This window comes from Duganella radicis (assembly GCF_009720825.1).
Classification (GTDB): Bacteria; Pseudomonadota; Gammaproteobacteria; order Burkholderiales; family Burkholderiaceae_D; genus Rugamonas; species Rugamonas radicis.
Genome location: NZ_WNKY01000053.1, coordinates 1 through 18,457 on the forward strand (window position 1 = coordinate 1; position 18,457 = coordinate 18,457).

An 18,457-nucleotide genomic window follows, 5' to 3' on the forward strand; every position below is an offset into this window, starting at 1 on the left:
GACCGGCCGCGGCCGCGCCCGCGCCCGCGCCGGCGGCGACACCGGCCGTGGCGGCGGACAAGGCGCAGCTGGCGCGCGGCAAAGCGGTGTTCGACAGCGCATGCACAGCCTGCCATCAGGCCGCCGGCGAAGGCGTGCCCGGCGTGTTCCCGCCGCTGGCCAACTCGGACTTCTTCAAGGAGCGTCCATACGAAATGGCGCACATCGTGCTCCATGGGCGCAGCGGCGAGATTGTCGTCAACGGCGACCACTACAACGGCGTCATGCCGGCGCAGGATCTCAGCGACGAGGATATCGCGGCGGTCATCAACTACGTCAGCGTGGAGCTCAACCAGGGCAAGCCCGCCATCACCGCGCCGCAGGTGCGCGCCATGCGCAAGGCGAAGTAGCCATGGACGCCGCCGGGCCAGCGACACGCTGCGCCATGCTGCTGGCGACGGTCCTCGCCGCCGGCAGTTGCGCGGCCGGCAGCGCCAGCTACCGTCCCATCCCCGGCGGCGCGCTGCGCAGCGTGCTGCCGGCCGACGGGGTGGCGGCCGATGCGCGGGTCGCGCCGTTCCTGCTGCGCGAACGCCTCGTCACCAACCGCGAATTCGCCGCCTTCCTGGAGGCGTCGCCGGGCTGGCGCCGCGCGGGCGCCTCGCCCCTGTTTGTCTCGCCCACCTATCTCACCGGGCCGAACGCCGCCGACGACGCCCCGGTGGTGCGCGTCAGCTGGTATGCCGCGCAAGCCTACTGCGCCAGCGAGCAGGCCCGCCTGCCGCGCTGGTACGAATGGGAATTCGCCGCCGCGGCCGATGCCACCCATCCCGACGCCCGCGACGACGACGCCTGGCTGTCCGCCATCCTGCGCTGGTATGCGGACGCCGGCAAGGCCCCGCCCGGCCGCGTGGCCGCTGCCGCCGCCAACTACTACGGCATCCACGACCTGCACGGCCTGGTGTGGGAATGGGTGGAAGACTACAGCGGCCTGTTCGTCAACGCCGACAGCCGCGCCACGGGAGAACAGAAACAGCTCGACTACTGCGGCGGCGCCGCCGTCTCGCTGGCGGACCGCCGCAACTACGCCATTCTGATGCGCCTCGCCCTGCTGTCCGCCATGGAAGCGCGGCAGGACGGCGCCAACCTGGGATTCCGCTGCGCGCGCGATCCCGCCCTCACCGATCAAGGAGCCACACCATGAACCGCATCGCCATCGCCGCCCTCGTCGCCGCCATCCTGCCGGCGGCCGCCATCGACAGCATCGCCGCCCAGCCGGCGCCGGCGCCCGCGGCCGCGCCGGCCGCCACGCTCTACCAGTTGACCACGCCGCTCACCGACGCCGCTGGCCAGCGCTTCACACTGGCCGACCTGGCCGGCCAGCCGCTGCTGCTCACCATGTTCTACGGCGATTGCCACACCGCCTGTCCCATCGTGATCGAAACCCTGAAGCGCACCGTGGCCGCGCTCGGCCCCGACGGCAAATCGCTGCGGGTGCTGCTGGTCAGCCTCGATCCCAAGCGCGACAGTCCCAAGTCGCTGGCCATGCTGTCACGCTCGCACGGCCTCGATCCCGCCCAGTACCGGCTGGCGGTCGCCAACGATGAAACCAGCACCCGCACGCTAGCCTCGGCCCTCAATATCCGCTACCGCGCGCTGGACAACGGCGACATCAGCCACACCACCCGCATCGTCCTGCTGAACGCCGCCGGCGCCGTGCAGGCCGACAGCACGCAGTTGCAGCCAGACCCTGATCCCGCCCTGCTCAGGCACATCGCCGACCTGCTGAAAACGCAAAAGGATAAGACCGATCAAGAAATCGCAAGATTGCGGTAAACAGGGCTCGGCATACCATATATAGTGGTTTCCCAGATCAACACAACCAGATATGGGATACAAGGAGTGTATATGGCAGGGCTGAACCACAGCACCATCAGCAAGCGCGACGGCGGCGCGCCAGAGCGCCGCCCCCAGGTGGACGTCGCCGCCTCGGTCAACGAATACCTGGAGCGCCAGGACTGGCGCATCAACGCCAACGCCAACCAGGGCTACTCGCTGGGCGGCTTGATACTCAACGTGTCCGGCAAGGTGATCGCCAACTACTGGTTGCACCACGTCTACACGCCGGAAATCGGCCAGGCCCACCGCGAAGCCGACCTGCACATCCACGATCTCGACATGCTGGCTGGCTACTGCGCCGGCTGGTCGCTGCGCACCCTGCTCAACGAAGGCTTGAACGGCGTGCCCGGCAAGGTGGAGGCCAGCCCGCCGCGCCACATGTCCAGCGCGGTCGGGCAGATCGTCAACTTCCTCGGCACGCTGCAGAATGAATGGGCTGGCGCCCAGGCCTTCAGCTCCTTCGACACCTACATGGCGCCGTTCGTGCGCAAGGACAGCCTGCGCTACGAGGAAGTCAAGCAGTACATGCAGGAGCTGATCTACAACCTCAACGTGCCGTCGCGCTGGGGCACGCAGACGCCGTTCACCAACCTCACTTTCGACTGGGTCTGTCCGGAAGACCTGCGCGAGCAGGTGCCCTATATCGGCGGCGAGGAAATGCCGTTCACCTACGGCGCGCTGCAGGCCGAGATGGACATGATCAACCGCGCCTACATCGAAGTCATGATGGCGGGCGACGCCAAGGGCCGCGCCTTCACCTTCCCCATCCCCACCTACAACATCACGCGGGACTTCGCCTGGGACAGCCCCAACGCCGAACTGCTGTTCGAGATGACCGCGCGCTATGGCCTGCCCTACTTCCAGAATTTCATCAATTCGGAACTACAACCCAACATGATACGGTCCATGTGCTGCCGCCTGCAGCTGGACCTGCGCGAGCTGCTCAAGCGCGGCAACGGCCTGTTCGGATCGGCCGAACAGACCGGATCGCTGGGCGTGGTCACCATCAATTGCGCCCGCCTCGGCTATCTGCACGCCGGCGACGAGCCCGGCCTGATCGCCGCGCTGGACCGCCTGCTGGAGCTGGGGCGCGACAGCCTGGAGGTCAAGCGCAAGGTGATCCAGCACCACATGGACAACGGCCTGTTCCCCTATACGAAACGCTACCTGGGCACGCTGCGCAATCACTTCTCCACGCTGGGTGTCAACGGCATCAATGAAATGATACGCAACTTCTACGCGCCGGACGGGCAGGACATCACCACTCCGCCAGGCCACGCGCTGGCCGTGCGCCTGCTGGACCATGTGCGCGCGCGCATGCTGGAATTCCAGGAGCACACCGGCCATATGTACAACCTCGAAGCCACGCCGGCCGAAGGCACGACCTACCGCTTCGCCAAGGAAGACCGCAAGCGCTACCCGGACATCCTCCAGGCCGGCTCGCCGCAGGCGCCCTACTACACCAACTCGTCGCAACTGCCGGTCGGCTATACAGACGATCCGTTCGAGGCGTTGGAGCAGCAGGACGAGCTGCAGCGCAAATACACGGGCGGCACGGTGCTGCATCTGTACCTGACCGAAGCCCTGTCCAGCGCGGACGCCTGCCGCACACTGGTGCGGCGCGCGCTGGGCCGCTTCGGCCTGCCCTACATCACCGTGACGCCGACCTTCTCGATCTGTCCGCGCCACGGCTACCTGAACGGCGCCCACGCGTTCTGCCCGAAATGCGACGCCGAACTGATCGCCCGCAAGCAGTCCCTTCAACCACAAGCAAAGGAAGCATCATGCTGCAAATAGAACCAACCACCATCGAGCTCGACGACGCCGAACGCCAGCCCTGCGAAATCTGGACCCGCGTGATGGGCTATCACCGCCCCGTCTCGTCCTTCAACATCGGCAAGCAGGGCGAGTACCAGGAGCGCAAGTTCTTCCGCGAGCCTGACGCCACCAAGGGACGCGGCTGACATGGGCGGCCGCATGCTGCGGGTGGGCGGCTACACGCCGTTCAGCACCGGCGAATTTCCCGGCCTGCTGTCGGCCGTGGTATTCGTGCAAGGCTGTCCATGGCGTTGCGGCTACTGCCACAATCCGCATCTGCAGCCGCGCGACAGCGGCGCCATAGCCTGGCCGGAGATCCTGGCGCGGCTGGCGCACCGCGCCGGCATGCTGGACGCCGTGGTGTTTTGCGGCGGCGAACCGACCATCGATCCCGCGCTCGGCGACGCCATCGAACAGGTGCGCGCGCTGGGGTTCAAGGTCGGACTGGAGACCGCCTGCATCTATCCGGACCGGCTGCGGCAAGTGCTGCCGCTGCTGGACTGGGTGGGATTCGACGTCAAGACCGTGTTCGACGACTACCCGTCCGTGACCGGCGTCAGCGGCAGCGGACAACCGGTGCGCGCCAGCGTTGCCGCCATCGTGGCCAGCGGCGTCGATTACGAGTGCCGCACCACCGTCCATCCGCGCTTGCTGCAGCCGGCCGTGTTGCTGGAACTGGCGCAGACCCTGGCCGCCATGGGCGTGGAGCATTATGTGTTGCAGGAATTCCGCGCCACCGGCTGCGACAGCGCCACCCTGCGCGCCGGCGCGCGCGCCGGCTATCCGGGGCCCGACCTGCTGGCGCAGATCGCGCCCCTGTTCCGCCGCTTCAGCGTGCGCCGCCCCGGCGTGGGAGCGCGCTGAACAGGCGCGTCAGCGCTTCCCTCCCCAGCTCGGTCAAGGGCGCTTCGATCGCGTCGAGGCTGTTCTTGACCAGCAGCCCCAGCTCGGTATCGCCCTCCATCGACAAGCGACGCGAGAAGAACAGCGTGTCCGGGTCCGACTCGCGCCGTGCCAATGCCAGCAGGTCGCGCGCGCTGGCGCCCAGCTCCAGCGCCGGCTGGCCGCTGCTGGAGCCGGGCGCCAGCGCCTCGAAGCCCTGGCCGTGCCAGCGGAAGTCGAAGGCGACGCCGGCGTCGGTGACGCGCAGGCGCAGATGGCGTCCCTCCAGGCCGGCGCGCACATCGTCCGGCAGATGCGGGCGCAACACCAGGTTGAGCGCGGCCACGCACAGCAGCGAACCGGGATAGGCCGGCAGACGCCGGCCCAGCGCCGCCAGCAACGGCGGCAGGATCAGGTTCTGGTTGACTGGGACGGCCGGCATCATGCGGCCTCCCCGCTGCGGTACTCCAGCCCGGGGCGGCCGTACCAATAGCCGTTGCAGGCGTCGGCCGGCTGCAGCGGCGCCATCGCGCGCGGATTCTGGCTACCCTGGCGCGCCGCGTCGAAGGCGGCTGCGATCGCCGGCATGTGGCCCGACTGCGGGCTCAGGCGCACCACGTCCACCCCCAGTTCCTGCATCTGCGGCAGTTCGGCGATCAGGTTGCACACCAGCGCGGACTGGCTCTGGATGCCGTTCAGGACCAGGAACTGCTGTTGCTCGCGGGTCCGCATCAGCAGGCCGTCCGGATGCTCAAGGCAGCTGAAGCGGCAATCGTCCTTGGGCAGGTTGCGGTTGCGGGCCGTGAAGCAACGCGCGGAAAACGCCAGCGGCATGCGGCCATAGGCAAACACCTCGGTCTGCATGCCTTCCGGGCGCGCGGCCTGCATGTGCCGCAGGCCGGCGCGGCCCATCTCCAGCGGCATCACCCAGCGCCCCGCCCCCTGTTCACGCATCAGCTGCAAGGTCGGCGGGTTGTAGATGTTGAGATGGGGGCCGGCCACAAAGCGCGCCTGGCCGGACAGCATCCGCACCGCGCCCATGTCGTTGGCCTCGACCGTGAAGCGGCCGTTGGCGGTCAGCCGGCGCTGGGCGGCGAGATCGGCGCTGGACTCGATCAGCGTCAGCGTCGACAGCACCACCTCCTTGCCGCGCTCCTGCAGCATGGCGGCCAGCGCCAGCCAGTCGCTTGGGCGCAGCTCATGCCGGCGCGAGCATACCGTTTCGCCGAGGTAGACGATGTCCAGCGGCGTCTCGGCCATGCGTTCGTAAAATTCCATGGTGTGGGCGCGGGGCCAGTAGTACAGCAAAGGTCCCAGGGCTAATTTCAGCATGATTTCTCCGTGTTTCATTTCCAGGAACGGTGGTAGGCGCCCAGCGTGTGCTGCTGCCCCTCCGCCAGTGTGTTCAGCTCGGCCATCCAGCCCGGCTTGACCGAATAGCGGGCCGCATTGCCCAGGCATTCGTCGAGCGCCGCGCGCCACACCCGCGTGACCTGCGCCACGTAGGCGGGGCTGCGCTGGCGGCCCTCGATCTTCACCGCGCGCACGCCCATCTCCAGCAGGCGCGGCAACAGTTCCAGCGTGTTCAGGCTGGTCGGCTCCTCGATGGCGTAATAGGTCTCGTCCCCGACCTCGAAGCGCCCCTTGCACAGCGTGGGATAGCTGGCGTTTTCCCGCGGCGTGTAGCGGTCGATCATCACGCCGTTGAGGCGCGACTCCAGGCCGCGCGGGTTCTGCTGCCAGCGCACCGCCTTGGCCGGCGAGCACACGCCGTGCGTGTTGGGCGCCTCCCCGGTCACATAGGACGACAGCGCGCAGCGGCCCTCCACCATCACGCACAGGCTGCCGAAGCCGAACACCTCGATTTCCACCGGTGTGTGCCGCACCACCTGTTCCACCTGCTGCAGCGACAGCACGCGCGGCAAAACCGCGCGGGCCACGCCGAAATGCTCATGGTAGAAATTGATGGCCTCCGCGTTGGTGGCCGAGCCCTGCACCGACAAGTGCAGGCGCAGGCCGGGATGGCGCCGGCAGGCGTAGGCCATCAGGCCCGGGTCGGCCATGATGACGGCGTCGACGCCGGCTTCCGCCGCGCGGTCGATGGCGCCTTGCCACAGCGCGGCATTGTCGGGCTGCGGATAGGTGTTCAGCGCCAGGAACACCTTGCGGCCGCGGCGGTGCGCATAATCGATGCCGCTGGCGATGGCCGCATCGTCGAAATTCAGGCCGGCGAAATTGCGGGCATTGGTAGCGTCGCGAAAGCCGAGATAAACACAATCGGCGCCCAGGTCGATCGCCGACTTCAGCGCCGGCAGGCTGCCGGCCGGGCAAACCAGCTCGATCGCTGGCGGGGTAGCGGGATTCATGTAGTGACTGTTCCAAAATAAGTATGCCGGATGGGCGCACGAACTTTAGCGCCACGTCACTCTGGTATTCCTTGATATGAATCAAAGAATTCAAGCTTCGCTGAGTGGGACAATCTGTTCCATACCAATGAGGACCAACGCATGACGACTATTCCCGCCTGTCCTGACCATGATCACCGTTGCTGCGACGTGAGCGGCATGCAGCCACCCGAACCCATGGTGCGCATCCTGGAGGCGCTCGACACGCTGGGGCCGGACGAATCCCTGCGCGTGCTGATCGATCGCGAGCCTTTCCCCTTGTACAACATCCTGGCCCGCAACGGCTACCGCCACCGCACCGCCGCGCTGCCCGACCTGCGCTACGAAGTCATGATCTGGCTGGACCCGGCGTCATGATGCCGGCCAGTCCGCCGCGCCGCGCGCTGGCGTTTGAACAGAATCCGCCATGGTCGATCCCCTTGCGCTTCTTCCTCAGCGCCCCGCTGTTTGCGGCGCTGGCTGCGGGCCTGCTGGCCTGGCAAGGGGATACCATGCTGCTCAGCCGCTGGTCGCCGCGGACGCTGGCGCTGACGCATTTGCTGGTATTGGGCTGTCTCAGCATGACCATGTTGGGCGCGCTGCTGCAAATGCTGCCGGTGGTGGCGGGGATGGCGGTGCCGCGCGTCGGCCAGATCGGTGCGCTGGTGCATATCGGCACCGCATGCGGCGCGCTGCTGCTGGGCGCGGCCTTCTGGCGGCAACAGCCGCTGTTATTCCAGGGCGCGCTGCTGTTGCTGGGCGGGTCGTTCCTGCTGTTCTTATCGGCCTGCACGGTGGCGATGTGGCAGCCGCCGCCGCAGGGCGCGGGCGCGGTGGTGGCCGGGGTCCGGCTGTCACTGACGGCGCTGATACTGACGGTGGCGCTGGGTTGCCTGCTGGCGGCGGCGTTCGCCTGGCCGGAACGGCTGCAACTGCCCTTGCAGCGCATCACCGACACCCATGCCATGTGGGGCTTGCTGGGCTGGGTGGGACTGCTGGTGATCGCGTTCGCCTACCAGGTCGTGCCGATGTTTATGCTGACCGAACCTTATCCGCGCTGGCTCACCGAGCATCTGGGCGGCGCCCTGTTCATCCTGATGGCGGCGGCCTCGGTATCCACGGAATTCACGGGCGGCGGCCGCCTGTTTCACCAGGCCTGCCTGCTGCTGATCGGTTTGGCCTATGCTATCTTCGCCGCCGCTACCCTGATGCTGCTGGCCCGCCGCAAGCGGCCGCAACGCGACGCCACCTCCTGCTACTGGGGCACCGCCATGTGCAGCGTGATCGCGGCATCCGTGCTGGCATTGTGGCCGGCCCCGGCTGACAACGCCCGGCCGCTGGCCATCGGCGCGCTCATGATCGCGGGCTTTGCCCTGTCCGTCATCAACGGCATGCTGTACAAGATCGTGCCCTTCCTGACCTGGCATCATCTGCAACAGGCACGGGAGCGCGGCGCGCCCAAGCCGCCGGCCGTCAGCCAGTTCATCCCTCAACACCGGGCTGTCTGGCAGTATGTTCTTCACCTGCTTGGGCTGCTGTTACTATTGGGTGCATGTTATCAACCCAGACTGTCCCACATCGCCGGAACCGTCATGTGCATCGCCTGCCTGGCACTCTCCGCCAATCTGGGATGCGCCACGATGAAACGGTAAATGAAAAAGTAATGACAGGAAACAAAAAAGCCGCTTCATGGCGGCTTGATCATTTATTCGCTGTTTTGGCGTCCCCACGGGGATTCGAACCCCGGTACTCACCGTGAAAGGGTGATGTCCTAGGCCTCTAGACGATGGGGACCAAGGAACTACTCTGACGTGTATTCTACGCGATTGGTGGAGGTAAGCGGGATCGAACCGCTGACCTCTTGCATGCCATGCAAGCGCTCTCCCAGCTGAGCTATACCCCCCGGGCGTAGAAACAGTTGCTACTATTGCCATCGCTGGCGTCCCCACGGGGATTCGAACCCCGGTACTCACCGTGAAAGGGTGATGTCCTAGGCCTCTAGACGATGGGGACCTCGGAACTACCTTAACTACTCTCCTGTGCTGGTTGGTGGAGGTAAGCGGGATCGAACCGCTGACCTCTTGCATGCCATGCAAGCGCTCTCCCAGCTGAGCTATACCCCCTCAGGGCACAGAAGCCTTACTACTGACCAGCCTTGGCGAAGCTGGCGTCCCCACGGGGATTCGAACCCCGGTACTCACCGTGAAAGGGTGATGTCCTAGGCCTCTAGACGATGGGGACCCTGGAACTACCGTACTATATCCTCTGCAAACTGGTGGAGGTAAGCGGGATCGAACCGCTGACCTCTTGCATGCCATGCAAGCGCTCTCCCAGCTGAGCTATACCCCCGTTTGCGCGAGAGACAAGAGTATAGCAGAGGCTCCGCATTATGCAAATACCCTTTTGCAACTTTGCCCCTGCCTCAATGAAAAATTTAGAGGAACCTGGCCACACGCGCCACAACGGTGTCGCGGCCGAAGATTTCCAGCACGGCGTCGATGGCCGGCGTTTGCAGCTGGCCAGTGGTGAACAAACGCAGCGGCATGGCGATCTGCGGCATCTTCAAGCCATGCGCGGCCAGCACCTCTTTAATCATGGCGGCCAGCGCGGCCTTGTTCCACTCCACGGTTTTGCAACGCTCGGCGAAATCGGCCAGCGCCGGCTTGACGGCATCGGTGACGTGCTGGGTCAGCAGCGCGGCATCCGGTTGCGGTTCACGGAAGAACAGCATGGCGGCATCGGCCAGTTCGTTGACGGTGTTGGTGCGCTCCTTCATCAGGCCCAGCACCACCGGCAGCGACGGCGCGCCGTCGAACACGGCGCCGTTGGCTTCCATGCGCGCCTTGGCCAGGCCGGCCAGGCGTTCGTTGTCGGCCTGCTTAATATAGTGGTTGTTCAGCCAGTTCAGTTTTTCGATATTGAACTGGGCGGCCGAGTTGGACAGGTGGCTGCCGTCGAACCACTGGCACACCTGCTCCATCGAGAACACCTCGTCGTCGCCGTGGCTCCAGCCCAGGCGCGCCAGATAGTTGAGGATGGCTTCCGGCAGGTAGCCCTCGGCCGGATATTGCATGACGTTGACCGCATCCTTGCGCTTGGACATTTTGGCGCCGTCCGAACCCAGAATCATCGGCAGGTGGCCGTATTCCGGCAGCGGCGCGCCGATGGCGCGCAGGATGTTGATCTGGCGCGGGGTGTTGTTGACGTGGTCGTCGCCGCGCAGGACGTGGCTGATTTCCATGTCGAGGTCGTCGATGGCCACGCAGAAGTTGTAGGTTGGCGTGCCGTCCGGACGGGCGATCACCAGATCGTCCAGCTCTTTATTGCCGATGGTGATAGTGCCTTTGACGAAATCGTTCCAGGTCACCTCGCCATCCAGCGGATTCTTGAAGCGGACCACCGGCTTGCGGCCCTCGGGGATGGCCGGCAGCACCTTGCCCGACTCCGGACGCCAGGTGCCGTCGTAGCGCGGCTTCTCACCGGCGGCGGTGGCGCGGTCGCGCATGGCTTGCACTTCTTCCGGCGAAGAGTAGCAGTGGTAGGCGGTGCCGGCCTCCAGCATCTGCGCCACCACTTCGCGGTAGCGGTCCATGCGCTTCATCTGGTAGAACGGGCCTTCGTCGTGGTTCAGGCCCAGCCACGCCATGCCTTCGATGATCGCTTGCACGGCTTCCGGGGTGGAACGCTCCAGATCGGTGTCTTCAATGCGCAGCACGAAGGTGCCGCCGAAGTGACGGGCGAAAGCCCACGAGTACAGCGCCGTGCGGGCGCCGCCGAGGTGGAGGTAGCCGGTCGGGCTGGGTGCGAAACGGGTACGGACTGGCTTGGCTGGTACGTTAGTCATCGAAGTAGAAAGCTGAGATATAAAAGCAGCTATTTTACCGCGTCGGCGAGGGCTTGGCGCTCAAAGCTGGCCCGGTAGCGTTCATGGGCGTCGGCGCGGGTGTTCATTTCGAACAGCAGGCCACCCGGCGCCTCGCAGAAGAAACGCGAGCCGCGCTCGTGATGGAAAAAGCCGGTTTTCATGGGCACGCCCTGCGCTTGCAGATGCTGGTAAAGCTGGCTTACCTGCTCCGCCGTCGGCAATTCAAAGCCGAGGTGGAAGTTGTGCGGCCAGACCACAGTGTGGTCTTTGGCTTCGATGACGATGTCGAAACCGGCACGCTTGAGCACGGCGGCGTCCGGGCCGATGTATTCCAGCGAACAGCCGAGGTGCTGCACAAAGAAGCTGGCGGTGGCGCGCACGTCGCTGGACGGGAAGCTGAGGTGATTGAATTTCATGGGTCTGACTCCTGTTGTTGGAGCCATCAGAATAAGACCCGGCCGCCCTGCCCTCAACTCGCTTTCCAGCGACACAAAACCCTTTGCGATCAGTGACTTGACACCACCTTGCGCGGATTGCTCGCATTTACCAGCCGTTAAAGCGCGGCCAGACCGGCCAGTCGCCGCCGTTTTGCGGGATCACGTGGTATTGGCCGTGCTGCGCGGCGGTGGCGCAGGCGTGGTTGGGCAGGATGCGCAGGCTGCCGCCGACCGGGAAGCGCTGCGTGAGATCGACGCCCGCATCGCCGCGCCATTGCAGTACGCCGTGCTCCTGGTTGGCCTTGCCGAAGCCCAGTTCGGGCACAGGCTGGCCGTCGCTGTCACAGACCATGCCGTAGCCGTGGTGGTCGTGGCCGAGATCGCGGCTCATCGCCATCCAGCCGCCGTCGGTGATGACCCAGCCTTGGTCGGCCTGATGGCCAATGACCGTGCACAGCACACTGATGGCGATGTCGTCGGTGGTGCAGACGCCGACATCGGCCATCACCATGTCAAAGAACACGTAGACGCCGGCACGCACTTCGGTCACGCCTTCCAGATGGCTGGCGCTCAAGGCCGTCGGCGTCGAGCCAACGCTGACGACCGGGCACGCATGGCCGCCATTGCGCAGCAGCGTCGCGGCGGCCACGCAGCGCGAGCGTTCCTGCTCGGCCATCGCGGCCAGCGCCTCCGGCGTATTGCAATCATACGAAGCGCCGGCATGCGTCATCACCCCCTTGAGGCGGGCACCGCCTTGCAGCGCGGCGGCGATATCCAGCAGCACCGGATCGTCAGGCTTGACGCCGGAGCGATGGCCATCGGTATCGATCTCAATCATCACCTCATAGCAAACGCCATGCTCGGCGCCATGGCGCGCCACCTGCTCCGCCATCACCACCGATTCCAGCAGCAGCGTCAGGCGACAGCCCTCGCGGATCAGCCTGAGCGCATGATGCAGCTTGTTCGGCACGATACCGACCGCGTACAGGATGTCATCGATGCCGGCGCGGAAAAACTCTTCCGCTTCTTTCAGCGTGGAGACCGTAATGCCGCGCGCCCCGGCCGCCATCTGGCGCCGGACCACTTCAAGGCACTTGCTGGTCTTCACATGCGGCCGGAACGCCACGCCCAGCCGATCCATGCGCACCCGCATGCGCTCCACATTGCGCTGCAAGCGCGCTTCGTCCAGCAGCAACGCTGGCGTTTCCAGAATCTCCTGCATAACCGCTCCCAAATCATAAACAGCGAGCACTCTACCCATAAGAGTAGCAGGTCACTCTCACCGGCCGGTACATAAACCAGATGAAAAAAAGGGATGCAATCGCCTCCCTTTGTAGAAATCAAAAAATCCCGATTACTTCATTTTATATGGCCCCAGTCCAAGTTCAGCTGGCCACATTGGCAATTTAGCCGGTTCATCGCTTCCCGGATATTCTCGCCCCACAGTGTCCTGTCCTTCCAAGCCATGAAGGTCGAGATTGAACTGTCGCTCAATGGGCTCAGCAATATCGAGGCCTATGGGAACAATGCCTTCGATTGCATGCTCACCCAACTCCACTAAGACTGTAGAACTCGGGTGGGACTGCGATAAGGACACGGCGGGTTGATCCCATATGGCGTGCACAGCGTCGGCGACATCCCCAACTGCCACCACCTTAACTCCCATCTCCGCATTCTTGCCACGCGAAGAATCCACCTTTCCATATCGCCGTCCAGGAGCACCATAGGTGATGTGGTAGACCTCGCCGCCTTCAGGTGCTGGGATTTTTCCAGTGCTCCGCCAATCAGGCGACCTCCCTGTAACCGCTCCGCCAGCGATGCTAACACTAACCTTCCATCTGGGAGGAACATACCCCTGAGGCGCCGCTACGAAGACTAGTCCAAAATCCGCCTCCGCCGAAGGCTTGGCCGCCTGTGTATTCTTCAGAATTTGAGCTCGGACAGCATCGGGATCCTTGCCTCGAGGACCAAGACTAGGACGCCCTTTATCCTGGCGCCCAACACCAGCTCTACGTGCGAACGTGCCAGAGGTTGATTTTTTCATCATCTTAAAAAGTCCAAGCTGTTTGACAACGATTGCGCAAGCTTAGGGTCTGTCCAGAAATAACGGCCATCATTTCTCTTCATTTTGCGCGCAACGGTGAGCGAGGCGTTCCCTAACAAAGGAGTCATTCGAGCCTTATCTCGATACTTTGAGAAGAGCTGCTCCCCACCACTCGGATCTGCATGTAGCCCAACGCGTCCATCATACCCTAACTCGTAACTCCTCTGGATCGCGGTGTCAAGTAATGCCTCTAATATCATAGAAAGCTTATCGGGCGGCGCCCCAAGAGCCTTTAACGCTGCACCTGGAGCTGCGGCTGCGTACCAGATATACACACACGGCGTGTATCCACCATCCAATGCTGGATATCCCTCGGAAAGCATCATCATCGCCAAAGGCACCGCTTTACCGCCGCTTCCGGCGATCTCGATGCAGAACAAGCTCGGAACGCGCTTAAATAACGCCTCCGACTTGCCTGCCTGCCAGAAAAGCCACGGCCAGTTCCACTTTGCGTCTGGGCGGGCAGGTCCTACATGGGGTTGTATAAGTCGCTTCCAATTGTGCGCGTCCGACGCATCACATTGACGCACCCGGACATTTAAAAAACTTTCCTTCTCGTGCAGCGGCAGACGCTTAATGAATCGAGCTTGCATATTTCTTACGCATTTGTTCAATATGGCCATTATGGCTTAGCAAGTACTTAAATGCTATCAAACAATAATTATTGGCTAGTTAAATAGCATTTTTAATCACTCAATCTTCGAAACCGAAGGAAATTGAGCTACGCGCAAATCAGAAAACTGAATCCACGTAGCCGAAAACGGCGGCGTTGATGCGGTGGGCCAGGTTGGCGGGATCATGCTCGCCGCGTTCGCCGGCGGCGTCGGTCATGCCGCGGATCAGGGCCAGCAGGTCGGCGGCGGCCAGTTGACTGTCGCCGCGGCCGGCGCGTTCAAGAATCGTGGTCATCAGGACCACGAAGCTGTGGCCTTTGTCCAGCGCGGCGCGGATGTCGGGGCGGCCCTCTTCCTGATCCAGCAGGCGCGCCAGGTTGGGACGTTCCAGTTGCTGACGGGCAGAGACTTCGATGAAGGTACGCAAAGCCTCGCGCCAGTCCGGCAGCGCGGCGGCGGCGGTGGCGGCCTCGCGATACTTGCCCTCTTCGCGCTGGAGCAGCGCCAGCGTCAAAGCGTCCTTGCCGGGGAAGTATTGGTACAGCGTGCCGATGCTGGCGCCCGCGCGGCGGGCCACGGCATTGGTGTTGAAGCCTTCCAGCCCATCCTCCTCCAGCACCAGCGCCGCCGCTTCCAGTATCGCCTCCACCGTGTGGGCGGAGCGACGCTGGCGCGGGGCTTTGCGGATGCTGAGGACAGCCGGTCGTGCAGGCATTACTTGACGGTGATTTTGATTTCCTTGTTCATGGCAGGACCGTAAGCCTGGTGCAGGCCGTTGGCGAACTGCATGGTCAAGGTGTAGTTACCCGGCGGCAGATTCAGCTCGGTTTCGGTCTGGCCTTTGCCGAAGTGGATGTGCTTTTCATCGGCCGGGATCACTTCGCCGGCTTTGACCGGGGTGGCGTTGACCAGCAAGTGATGGTGGCCGGTATTGGCGGTCATGTCGCCAGCCGGCTTGACTTCCATGCCGGTGACAGCGAACTTGACCTTGAACGGGCTGCTGACAGTCGCGCCGTTGGCCGGCTCGACAAAGGACACCGATTGCTGCGCGAACGCCATGGCGCTCAGGGACATCAGGGTTGCAGCCAATACCGATTTCATCATGGTGATTCTCCTGTTTAGTCGTTTTTGACGACGATGGTGGGGAACTTGCTGGTCATATCCTTGGCCTTCTCGGCCACTTGCACCGCCACCTTGCGGGCGATTTGCTTGTAGATCGCCGCTTCCTTGCCGTCCGGCTCGGCCACCACGGTCGGCTTGCCGGAATCGGCCTGCTCGCGGATGGCCATGGTCAGCGGCAGCGCGCCGAGGAAGTCGACGCCGAAGTCCTTGCACATTTTCTCGCCACCGCCGTGGCCGAAGATTTCCTCGGCGTGACCGCAGTTGGTGCAGATGTGCACGCTCATATTCTCCACCACGCCCAGGATGGGGATGCCGACTTTCTCGAACATCTTCAAGCCCTTGCGCGCGTCCAGCAGGGCGATGTCCTGCGGGGTGGTGACGATCACCGCGCCGGTCACCGGCACTTTTTGCGACAGCGTCAGTTGGATGTCGCCGGTGCCCGGCGGCATGTCGACGATCAGATAGTCCAGGTCGCGCCAGTTGGTCTGCTCCAGCAGTTGTTGCAGTGCCTGGGTGACCATCGGGCCGCGCCACACCATCGGCTCGTCCGGATCGATCAGGAAGCCAATGGAAGATACCTGCACGCCATAGTTTTCCAGCGGCTCCATCGACTTGCCATCCTTGGTCTCAGGACGGCCGGACACGCCCAGCATCATCGGCTGCGACGGACCGTAGATATCGGCATCCAGCAAGCCCACCGAAGCGCCCTCGGCGGCCAGCGCCAGCGCCAGGTTGACGGCGGTGGTCGATTTGCCCACACCGCCCTTGCCCGAGGCCACCGCAATGATATTCTTTACATTGACCATCGGCTTGAGGCCGCGCTGCACGGTGTGCGCAATGATCTTGCTGTACACGCTGACGCTGATATTGCCGATGCCCGGCAGGGTTTTCAGGCCGGCGATCACGCTGGCGCGGATGCCGTCGATCTGGCTGTTGGCCGGATAACCCAGTTCGATGTCGAGCGACACATCGCTGCCATCGACCTTCAAATTCTTGACCGACTTGCCGCTCACATAGTCTTTAGTTGTGTTTGGATCAACAATTTTCGACAGGGCGGCTTTGACGTCTTCTACTGCGATGCTCATGTAACTCTCCGTTAAATAGGCCTTCATTCTATCGCAACATGCGCACTAGCCGCATCCGCTGTTAAAATGCTCCTTTTCCACCCACAAAGTGCAACAACCATGACTCGCAAGCTGTTCGTCACCACTGCCCTGCCCTACGCAAACGCCGCTTTCCATATTGGCCACATGATGGAGTACATCCAGGCCGACATCTGGGTCCGGTTCCAGCGAATGCAGCGCGATGGCAACACGCCACGCGAAGTCCACTTTGTGGGCGCCGACGATACCCACGGCACGCCGATCATGATCGCCGCCGAGAAGGAAGGCATCACGCCCCAGGAATTCGTGGCCAAGATCGCCGCCGGCCGCGCCCAGTACCTGGACGGCTTCCACATCGCCTTCGATAACTGGTATTCGACCGATTCGCCGGAAAACGTCGAGCTGTCGCAGGGCATCTACCGCAAGCTGCGCGATGCCGGCCTGATCCAGACCAAGACCGTGGACCGCTTCTTCGATCCGGTCAAAGGCATGTTCCTGGCCGACCGCAACATCAAGGGCGAGTGCCCGAAATGCGGCGCCAAGGACCAGTACGGCGACAACTGCGAGGTGTGCGGCGCGGCTTATCAGCCGACCGACCTGGTGAACCCGTTCTCGGTGTTCACCAACGCCACGCCGGTGCTCAAGCCGTCGGAACAGTATTTCTTCAAGCTGTCGGACAAGCGCTGCTACGAGTTCCTGCGCGACTGGCTGAACACGCCGGGCCGTTTGCAGCCGGAGATGGTCAACAAGGTGTCCGAATGGCTGGGCGAAGCCGGCGAGAAGCTGGCCGACTGGGATATCTCGCGCGATGCGCCTTATTTCGGCATCCCGATTCCCGACGCACCGGGCAAGTACTTCTACGTCTGGCTGGACGCGCCGGTCGGCTATCTGGCTTCGCTGAAGAACTACTTCGCCAAGAAAGGCATCGACTACGACGCTTTCCTGAAAGATCCGGACGCCGAACAGATCCACTTCATCGGCAAGGACATCGTGTCCTTCCACCTGCTGTTCTGGCCGGCGATGCTGAAGTTCGCCGATCACCCGACCATCGAGCGCATGCGCGTGGCGGTGCACGGCCACCTGACCGTCAACAACGAGAAAATGTCCAAGTCGCGCGGCACCGGCATTTCGCCGCTGCGCTATCTGAACCTGGGCATGAATCCGGAATGGCTGCGCTATTACATCGCCTTCAAGCTGAACTCCAAGGTGGAAGACCTGGACTTCACCGGCGAAGACTTCGTGGCCCGCGTGAATTCAGACCTGATCGGCAAGTACGTCAACATCGCTTCGCGCTGCGCCGGCTTCATCGCCAAGAAGTTCGACGGCAAGCTGGCCACCAGCCTGTCGGCCAACGCCCAGGAATGGATCAAGCGCGCGCTGGTGACGGCCGACGGCGTGGAACGCCAGGCCAACATCGCCGCCAACTTCGAGGCGCGCGAGTTCGGCAAGGCGCTGCGCGAGATCATGGAGATCGCCGACTTCGCCAACCAGTACGTGGATGAGAACAAGCCATGGATTCTGGCCAAGGACGAGGCCAGGACCGCCGAGCTGCACGACGTCTGCACCACCGCGCTGATCCTGTTCCGCCAGTTGTCCATCCTGCTCTCGCCGGTGCTACCGGGCGTGGCCGCCAACGTGGCCAAGTTCCTCAACGACGAGAAGTTCGACTGGGCGCAGACCGATGTGGCCAGCGGCGTGGCATCTGGCGCCCTGCTGGGCCGCACCATCGGCGCTTACTCGCACCTGATGACCCGCGTCGATCCGAAGATGATCGAAGACCTGTTCGACGCGCCTGCCGCCGGTGCCGCCGCCGCGCCGGCAGCCGCCACCAAGGCCGAGAAGCCAGCCAAGGCCAAGGCCGCGCCAGCGGTGGCCGTGACCGAAACCGGCATCGAAGTAATGGCGCCTGAAATCTCGGTGGACGACTTCTTCAAGGTCGACCTGCGCATCGCCCGGATCGTCAACTGCGAACACGTGGAAGGCTCGGACAAGCTGCTGCGCCTGACGCTGGACGCCGGCGAAGGCCGTCACCGCAACGTCTTCTCGGGCATCAAGTCGATGTATCAGCCGGAAGACCTGGTCGGCAAGCTGACCGTGCTGGTGGCCAACCTGGCGCCGCGCAAGATGAAGTTTGGCGTCTCGGAAGGCATGGTCATGGCCGCGTCGGCCGTGGACGAAAAAGCCGATCCGGGCATCTACATCCTGAATCCATGGCCGGGCGCCAAGCCGGGCATGCGCATTCGCTAAGGA

Annotated in this window: 19 protein-coding genes and 6 tRNA genes; 9 read left to right on the forward strand and 16 right to left on the reverse strand. The window is 63.7% G+C overall.

What is annotated here, in order from left to right:
- From GM676_RS27360 to GM676_RS27385, 6 genes are all read left to right on the forward strand, one after another.
- The coding region (locus GM676_RS27360) for a c-type cytochrome (protein WP_155467441.1) at nucleotides 1–389 on the forward strand (389 nt) is incomplete at its 5' end.
- A gap of 2 nt (nucleotides 390–391) precedes the next feature.
- The gene (locus GM676_RS27365) at nucleotides 392–1,183 is read left to right on the forward strand and encodes a formylglycine-generating enzyme family protein (protein ID WP_211923300.1); all 792 of its coding nucleotides are present in this window, start codon (nucleotides 392–394) and stop codon (nucleotides 1,181–1,183) included.
- Complete coding sequence (locus GM676_RS27370; protein ID WP_155467442.1) at nucleotides 1,180–1,815, forward strand: SCO family protein; 636 nt, start codon at nucleotides 1,180–1,182, stop codon at nucleotides 1,813–1,815. The genes GM676_RS27365 and GM676_RS27370 overlap by 4 nt, the downstream gene beginning before the upstream one ends.
- 72 nt (nucleotides 1,816–1,887) lie before the next feature.
- Nucleotides 1,888–3,675: a ribonucleoside triphosphate reductase gene (locus tag GM676_RS27375; protein WP_155467443.1), complete on the forward strand. Its 1,788-nt coding sequence runs from the start codon at nucleotides 1,888–1,890 to the stop codon at nucleotides 3,673–3,675.
- Nucleotides 3,663–3,842: an anaerobic ribonucleoside-triphosphate reductase gene (gene nrdD, locus GM676_RS32680; RefSeq protein ID WP_155467444.1), complete on the forward strand. Its 180-nt coding sequence runs from the start codon at nucleotides 3,663–3,665 to the stop codon at nucleotides 3,840–3,842. Before GM676_RS27375 ends, nrdD begins: the two co-directional genes overlap by 13 nt.
- A 1-nt stretch (nucleotide 3,843) precedes the next feature.
- Nucleotides 3,844–4,560, forward strand: coding sequence for an anaerobic ribonucleoside-triphosphate reductase activating protein (locus tag GM676_RS27385; protein WP_155467445.1), 717 nt, complete (start codon nucleotides 3,844–3,846; stop codon nucleotides 4,558–4,560).
- On the opposite strand, the gene ubiT is transcribed toward GM676_RS27385, so the two are convergent.
- Genes ubiT through ubiU form a run of 3 tightly spaced genes read right to left on the reverse strand, consistent with a single transcriptional unit; the run spans nucleotide 4,526 to nucleotide 6,944 of the window.
- Nucleotides 4,526–5,020 (reverse strand): ubiquinone anaerobic biosynthesis accessory factor UbiT, encoded by a 495-nt coding sequence (gene ubiT, locus GM676_RS27390; protein WP_155467477.1) that lies wholly within the window; start codon nucleotides 5,018–5,020, stop codon nucleotides 4,526–4,528. The genes GM676_RS27385 and ubiT overlap by 35 nt on opposite strands.
- Nucleotides 5,020–5,910, reverse strand: a complete 891-nt coding sequence (locus GM676_RS27395; RefSeq protein WP_155467446.1) for a U32 family peptidase — start codon at nucleotides 5,908–5,910, stop codon at nucleotides 5,020–5,022. Before GM676_RS27395 ends, ubiT begins: the two co-directional genes overlap by 1 nt.
- 14 nt (nucleotides 5,911–5,924) lie before the next feature.
- Nucleotides 5,925–6,944, reverse strand: coding sequence for a ubiquinone anaerobic biosynthesis protein UbiU (ubiU, locus tag GM676_RS27400; protein WP_155467447.1), 1,020 nt, complete (start codon nucleotides 6,942–6,944; stop codon nucleotides 5,925–5,927).
- Nucleotides 6,945–7,085: 141 nt separating this feature from the next.
- Between ubiU and GM676_RS27405 the strand changes: the two genes are divergently transcribed.
- Both GM676_RS27405 and GM676_RS27410 read left to right on the forward strand, forming a co-directional pair.
- Nucleotides 7,086–7,340: a DUF2249 domain-containing protein gene (locus tag GM676_RS27405; protein ID WP_155467448.1), complete on the forward strand. Its 255-nt coding sequence runs from the start codon at nucleotides 7,086–7,088 to the stop codon at nucleotides 7,338–7,340.
- Nucleotides 7,337–8,614 carry a permease gene (locus tag GM676_RS27410; protein WP_155467449.1) on the forward strand — a complete coding sequence of 426 codons (1,278 nt, stop codon included), beginning with the start codon at nucleotides 7,337–7,339 and terminating at the stop codon, nucleotides 8,612–8,614. The genes GM676_RS27405 and GM676_RS27410 overlap by 4 nt, the downstream gene beginning before the upstream one ends.
- A 66-nt stretch (nucleotides 8,615–8,680) precedes the next feature.
- Here GM676_RS27410 and GM676_RS27415 read toward each other — a convergent pair.
- The 13 genes from GM676_RS27415 to apbC all read right to left on the reverse strand — a co-directional run bounded on the left by GM676_RS27415 (nucleotide 8,681) and on the right by apbC (nucleotide 16,189).
- Nucleotides 8,681–8,756, reverse strand: a tRNA-Glu gene (locus GM676_RS27415).
- Between the two features lie 33 nt (nucleotides 8,757–8,789).
- Nucleotides 8,790–8,865, reverse strand: a tRNA-Ala gene (locus GM676_RS27420).
- A 34-nt stretch (nucleotides 8,866–8,899) separates the two neighbouring features.
- Nucleotides 8,900–8,975: transfer RNA gene (locus GM676_RS27425), tRNA-Glu, on the reverse strand.
- Between the two features lie 34 nt (nucleotides 8,976–9,009).
- A tRNA-Ala gene (locus tag GM676_RS27430) sits at nucleotides 9,010–9,085 on the reverse strand.
- A 42-nt stretch (nucleotides 9,086–9,127) separates the two neighbouring features.
- Nucleotides 9,128–9,203, reverse strand: a tRNA-Glu gene (locus GM676_RS27435).
- A gap of 32 nt (nucleotides 9,204–9,235) precedes the next feature.
- Nucleotides 9,236–9,311: transfer RNA gene (locus GM676_RS27440), tRNA-Ala, on the reverse strand.
- An 85-nt stretch (nucleotides 9,312–9,396) separates the two neighbouring features.
- Entirely contained in the window at nucleotides 9,397–10,806 is a 1,410-nt protein-coding gene (gene gltX, locus GM676_RS27445; protein WP_155467450.1) for a glutamate--tRNA ligase, read from the reverse strand.
- Between the two features lie 29 nt (nucleotides 10,807–10,835).
- A complete protein-coding gene (locus GM676_RS27450) occupies nucleotides 10,836–11,243 on the reverse strand; it encodes a VOC family protein (protein WP_155467451.1) in 408 nt (135 codons plus the stop codon).
- Nucleotides 11,244–11,370: 127 nt separating this feature from the next.
- Complete coding sequence (locus GM676_RS27455; RefSeq protein WP_155467452.1) at nucleotides 11,371–12,486, reverse strand: alanine racemase; 1,116 nt, start codon at nucleotides 12,484–12,486, stop codon at nucleotides 11,371–11,373.
- Between the two features lie 821 nt (nucleotides 12,487–13,307).
- The gene (locus tag GM676_RS27460; RefSeq protein WP_155467453.1) at nucleotides 13,308–13,961 is read right to left on the reverse strand and encodes a hypothetical protein; all 654 of its coding nucleotides are present in this window, start codon (nucleotides 13,959–13,961) and stop codon (nucleotides 13,308–13,310) included.
- A 139-nt stretch (nucleotides 13,962–14,100) separates the two neighbouring features.
- On the reverse strand, nucleotides 14,101–14,697 hold the full coding sequence (locus tag GM676_RS27465) for a TetR/AcrR family transcriptional regulator (RefSeq protein ID WP_155467454.1): 597 nt from the start codon (nucleotides 14,695–14,697) through the stop codon (nucleotides 14,101–14,103).
- The gene (locus GM676_RS27470; RefSeq protein WP_155467455.1) at nucleotides 14,697–15,086 is read right to left on the reverse strand and encodes a DUF4399 domain-containing protein; all 390 of its coding nucleotides are present in this window, start codon (nucleotides 15,084–15,086) and stop codon (nucleotides 14,697–14,699) included. The genes GM676_RS27465 and GM676_RS27470 overlap by 1 nt, the downstream gene beginning before the upstream one ends.
- A gap of 14 nt (nucleotides 15,087–15,100) precedes the next feature.
- On the reverse strand, nucleotides 15,101–16,189 hold the full coding sequence (gene apbC / locus GM676_RS27475) for an iron-sulfur cluster carrier protein ApbC (RefSeq protein ID WP_155467456.1): 1,089 nt from the start codon (nucleotides 16,187–16,189) through the stop codon (nucleotides 15,101–15,103).
- A gap of 99 nt (nucleotides 16,190–16,288) precedes the next feature.
- Here apbC and metG point away from each other — a divergent pair, with 99 nt between their 5' ends.
- Nucleotides 16,289–18,454 carry a methionine--tRNA ligase gene (metG, locus tag GM676_RS27480; RefSeq protein ID WP_229262895.1) on the forward strand — a complete coding sequence of 722 codons (2,166 nt, stop codon included), beginning with the start codon at nucleotides 16,289–16,291 and terminating at the stop codon, nucleotides 18,452–18,454.
- Nucleotides 18,455–18,457 lie beyond the last annotated feature (3 nt).

What these genes read in the sequence shown, in the direction of transcription:
- GM676_RS27365 (WP_211923300.1), top strand. Translation starts at nt 392, where the DNA reads ATGGACGCCGCCGGGCCAGCGACACGCTGCGCCATGCTGCTGGCGACG.
- GM676_RS27370 (WP_155467442.1), top strand. Translation starts at nt 1,180, where the DNA reads ATGAACCGCATCGCCATCGCCGCCCTCGTCGCCGCCATCCTGCCGGCG.
- GM676_RS27375 (WP_155467443.1), top strand. Translation starts at nt 1,888, where the DNA reads ATGGCAGGGCTGAACCACAGCACCATCAGCAAGCGCGACGGCGGCGCG.
- nrdD (WP_155467444.1), top strand. Translation starts at nt 3,663, where the DNA reads ATGCTGCAAATAGAACCAACCACCATCGAGCTCGACGACGCCGAACGC.
- GM676_RS27385 (WP_155467445.1), top strand. Translation starts at nt 3,844, where the DNA reads ATGGGCGGCCGCATGCTGCGGGTGGGCGGCTACACGCCGTTCAGCACC.
- ubiT (WP_155467477.1), bottom strand. Translation starts at nt 5,020, where the DNA reads ATGCCGGCCGTCCCAGTCAACCAGAACCTGATCCTGCCGCCGTTGCTG.
- GM676_RS27395 (WP_155467446.1), bottom strand. Translation starts at nt 5,910, where the DNA reads ATGCTGAAATTAGCCCTGGGACCTTTGCTGTACTACTGGCCCCGCGCC.
- ubiU (WP_155467447.1), bottom strand. Translation starts at nt 6,944, where the DNA reads ATGAATCCCGCTACCCCGCCAGCGATCGAGCTGGTTTGCCCGGCCGGC.
- GM676_RS27405 (WP_155467448.1), top strand. Translation starts at nt 7,086, where the DNA reads ATGACGACTATTCCCGCCTGTCCTGACCATGATCACCGTTGCTGCGAC.
- GM676_RS27410 (WP_155467449.1), top strand. Translation starts at nt 7,337, where the DNA reads ATGATGCCGGCCAGTCCGCCGCGCCGCGCGCTGGCGTTTGAACAGAAT.
- gltX (WP_155467450.1), bottom strand. Translation starts at nt 10,806, where the DNA reads ATGACTAACGTACCAGCCAAGCCAGTCCGTACCCGTTTCGCACCCAGC.
- GM676_RS27450 (WP_155467451.1), bottom strand. Translation starts at nt 11,243, where the DNA reads ATGAAATTCAATCACCTCAGCTTCCCGTCCAGCGACGTGCGCGCCACC.
- GM676_RS27455 (WP_155467452.1), bottom strand. Translation starts at nt 12,486, where the DNA reads ATGCAGGAGATTCTGGAAACGCCAGCGTTGCTGCTGGACGAAGCGCGC.
- GM676_RS27460 (WP_155467453.1), bottom strand. Translation starts at nt 13,961, where the DNA reads ATGCAAGCTCGATTCATTAAGCGTCTGCCGCTGCACGAGAAGGAAAGT.
- GM676_RS27465 (WP_155467454.1), bottom strand. Translation starts at nt 14,697, where the DNA reads ATGCCTGCACGACCGGCTGTCCTCAGCATCCGCAAAGCCCCGCGCCAG.
- GM676_RS27470 (WP_155467455.1), bottom strand. Translation starts at nt 15,086, where the DNA reads ATGATGAAATCGGTATTGGCTGCAACCCTGATGTCCCTGAGCGCCATG.
- apbC (WP_155467456.1), bottom strand. Translation starts at nt 16,189, where the DNA reads ATGAGCATCGCAGTAGAAGACGTCAAAGCCGCCCTGTCGAAAATTGTT.
- metG (WP_229262895.1), top strand. Translation starts at nt 16,289, where the DNA reads ATGACTCGCAAGCTGTTCGTCACCACTGCCCTGCCCTACGCAAACGCC.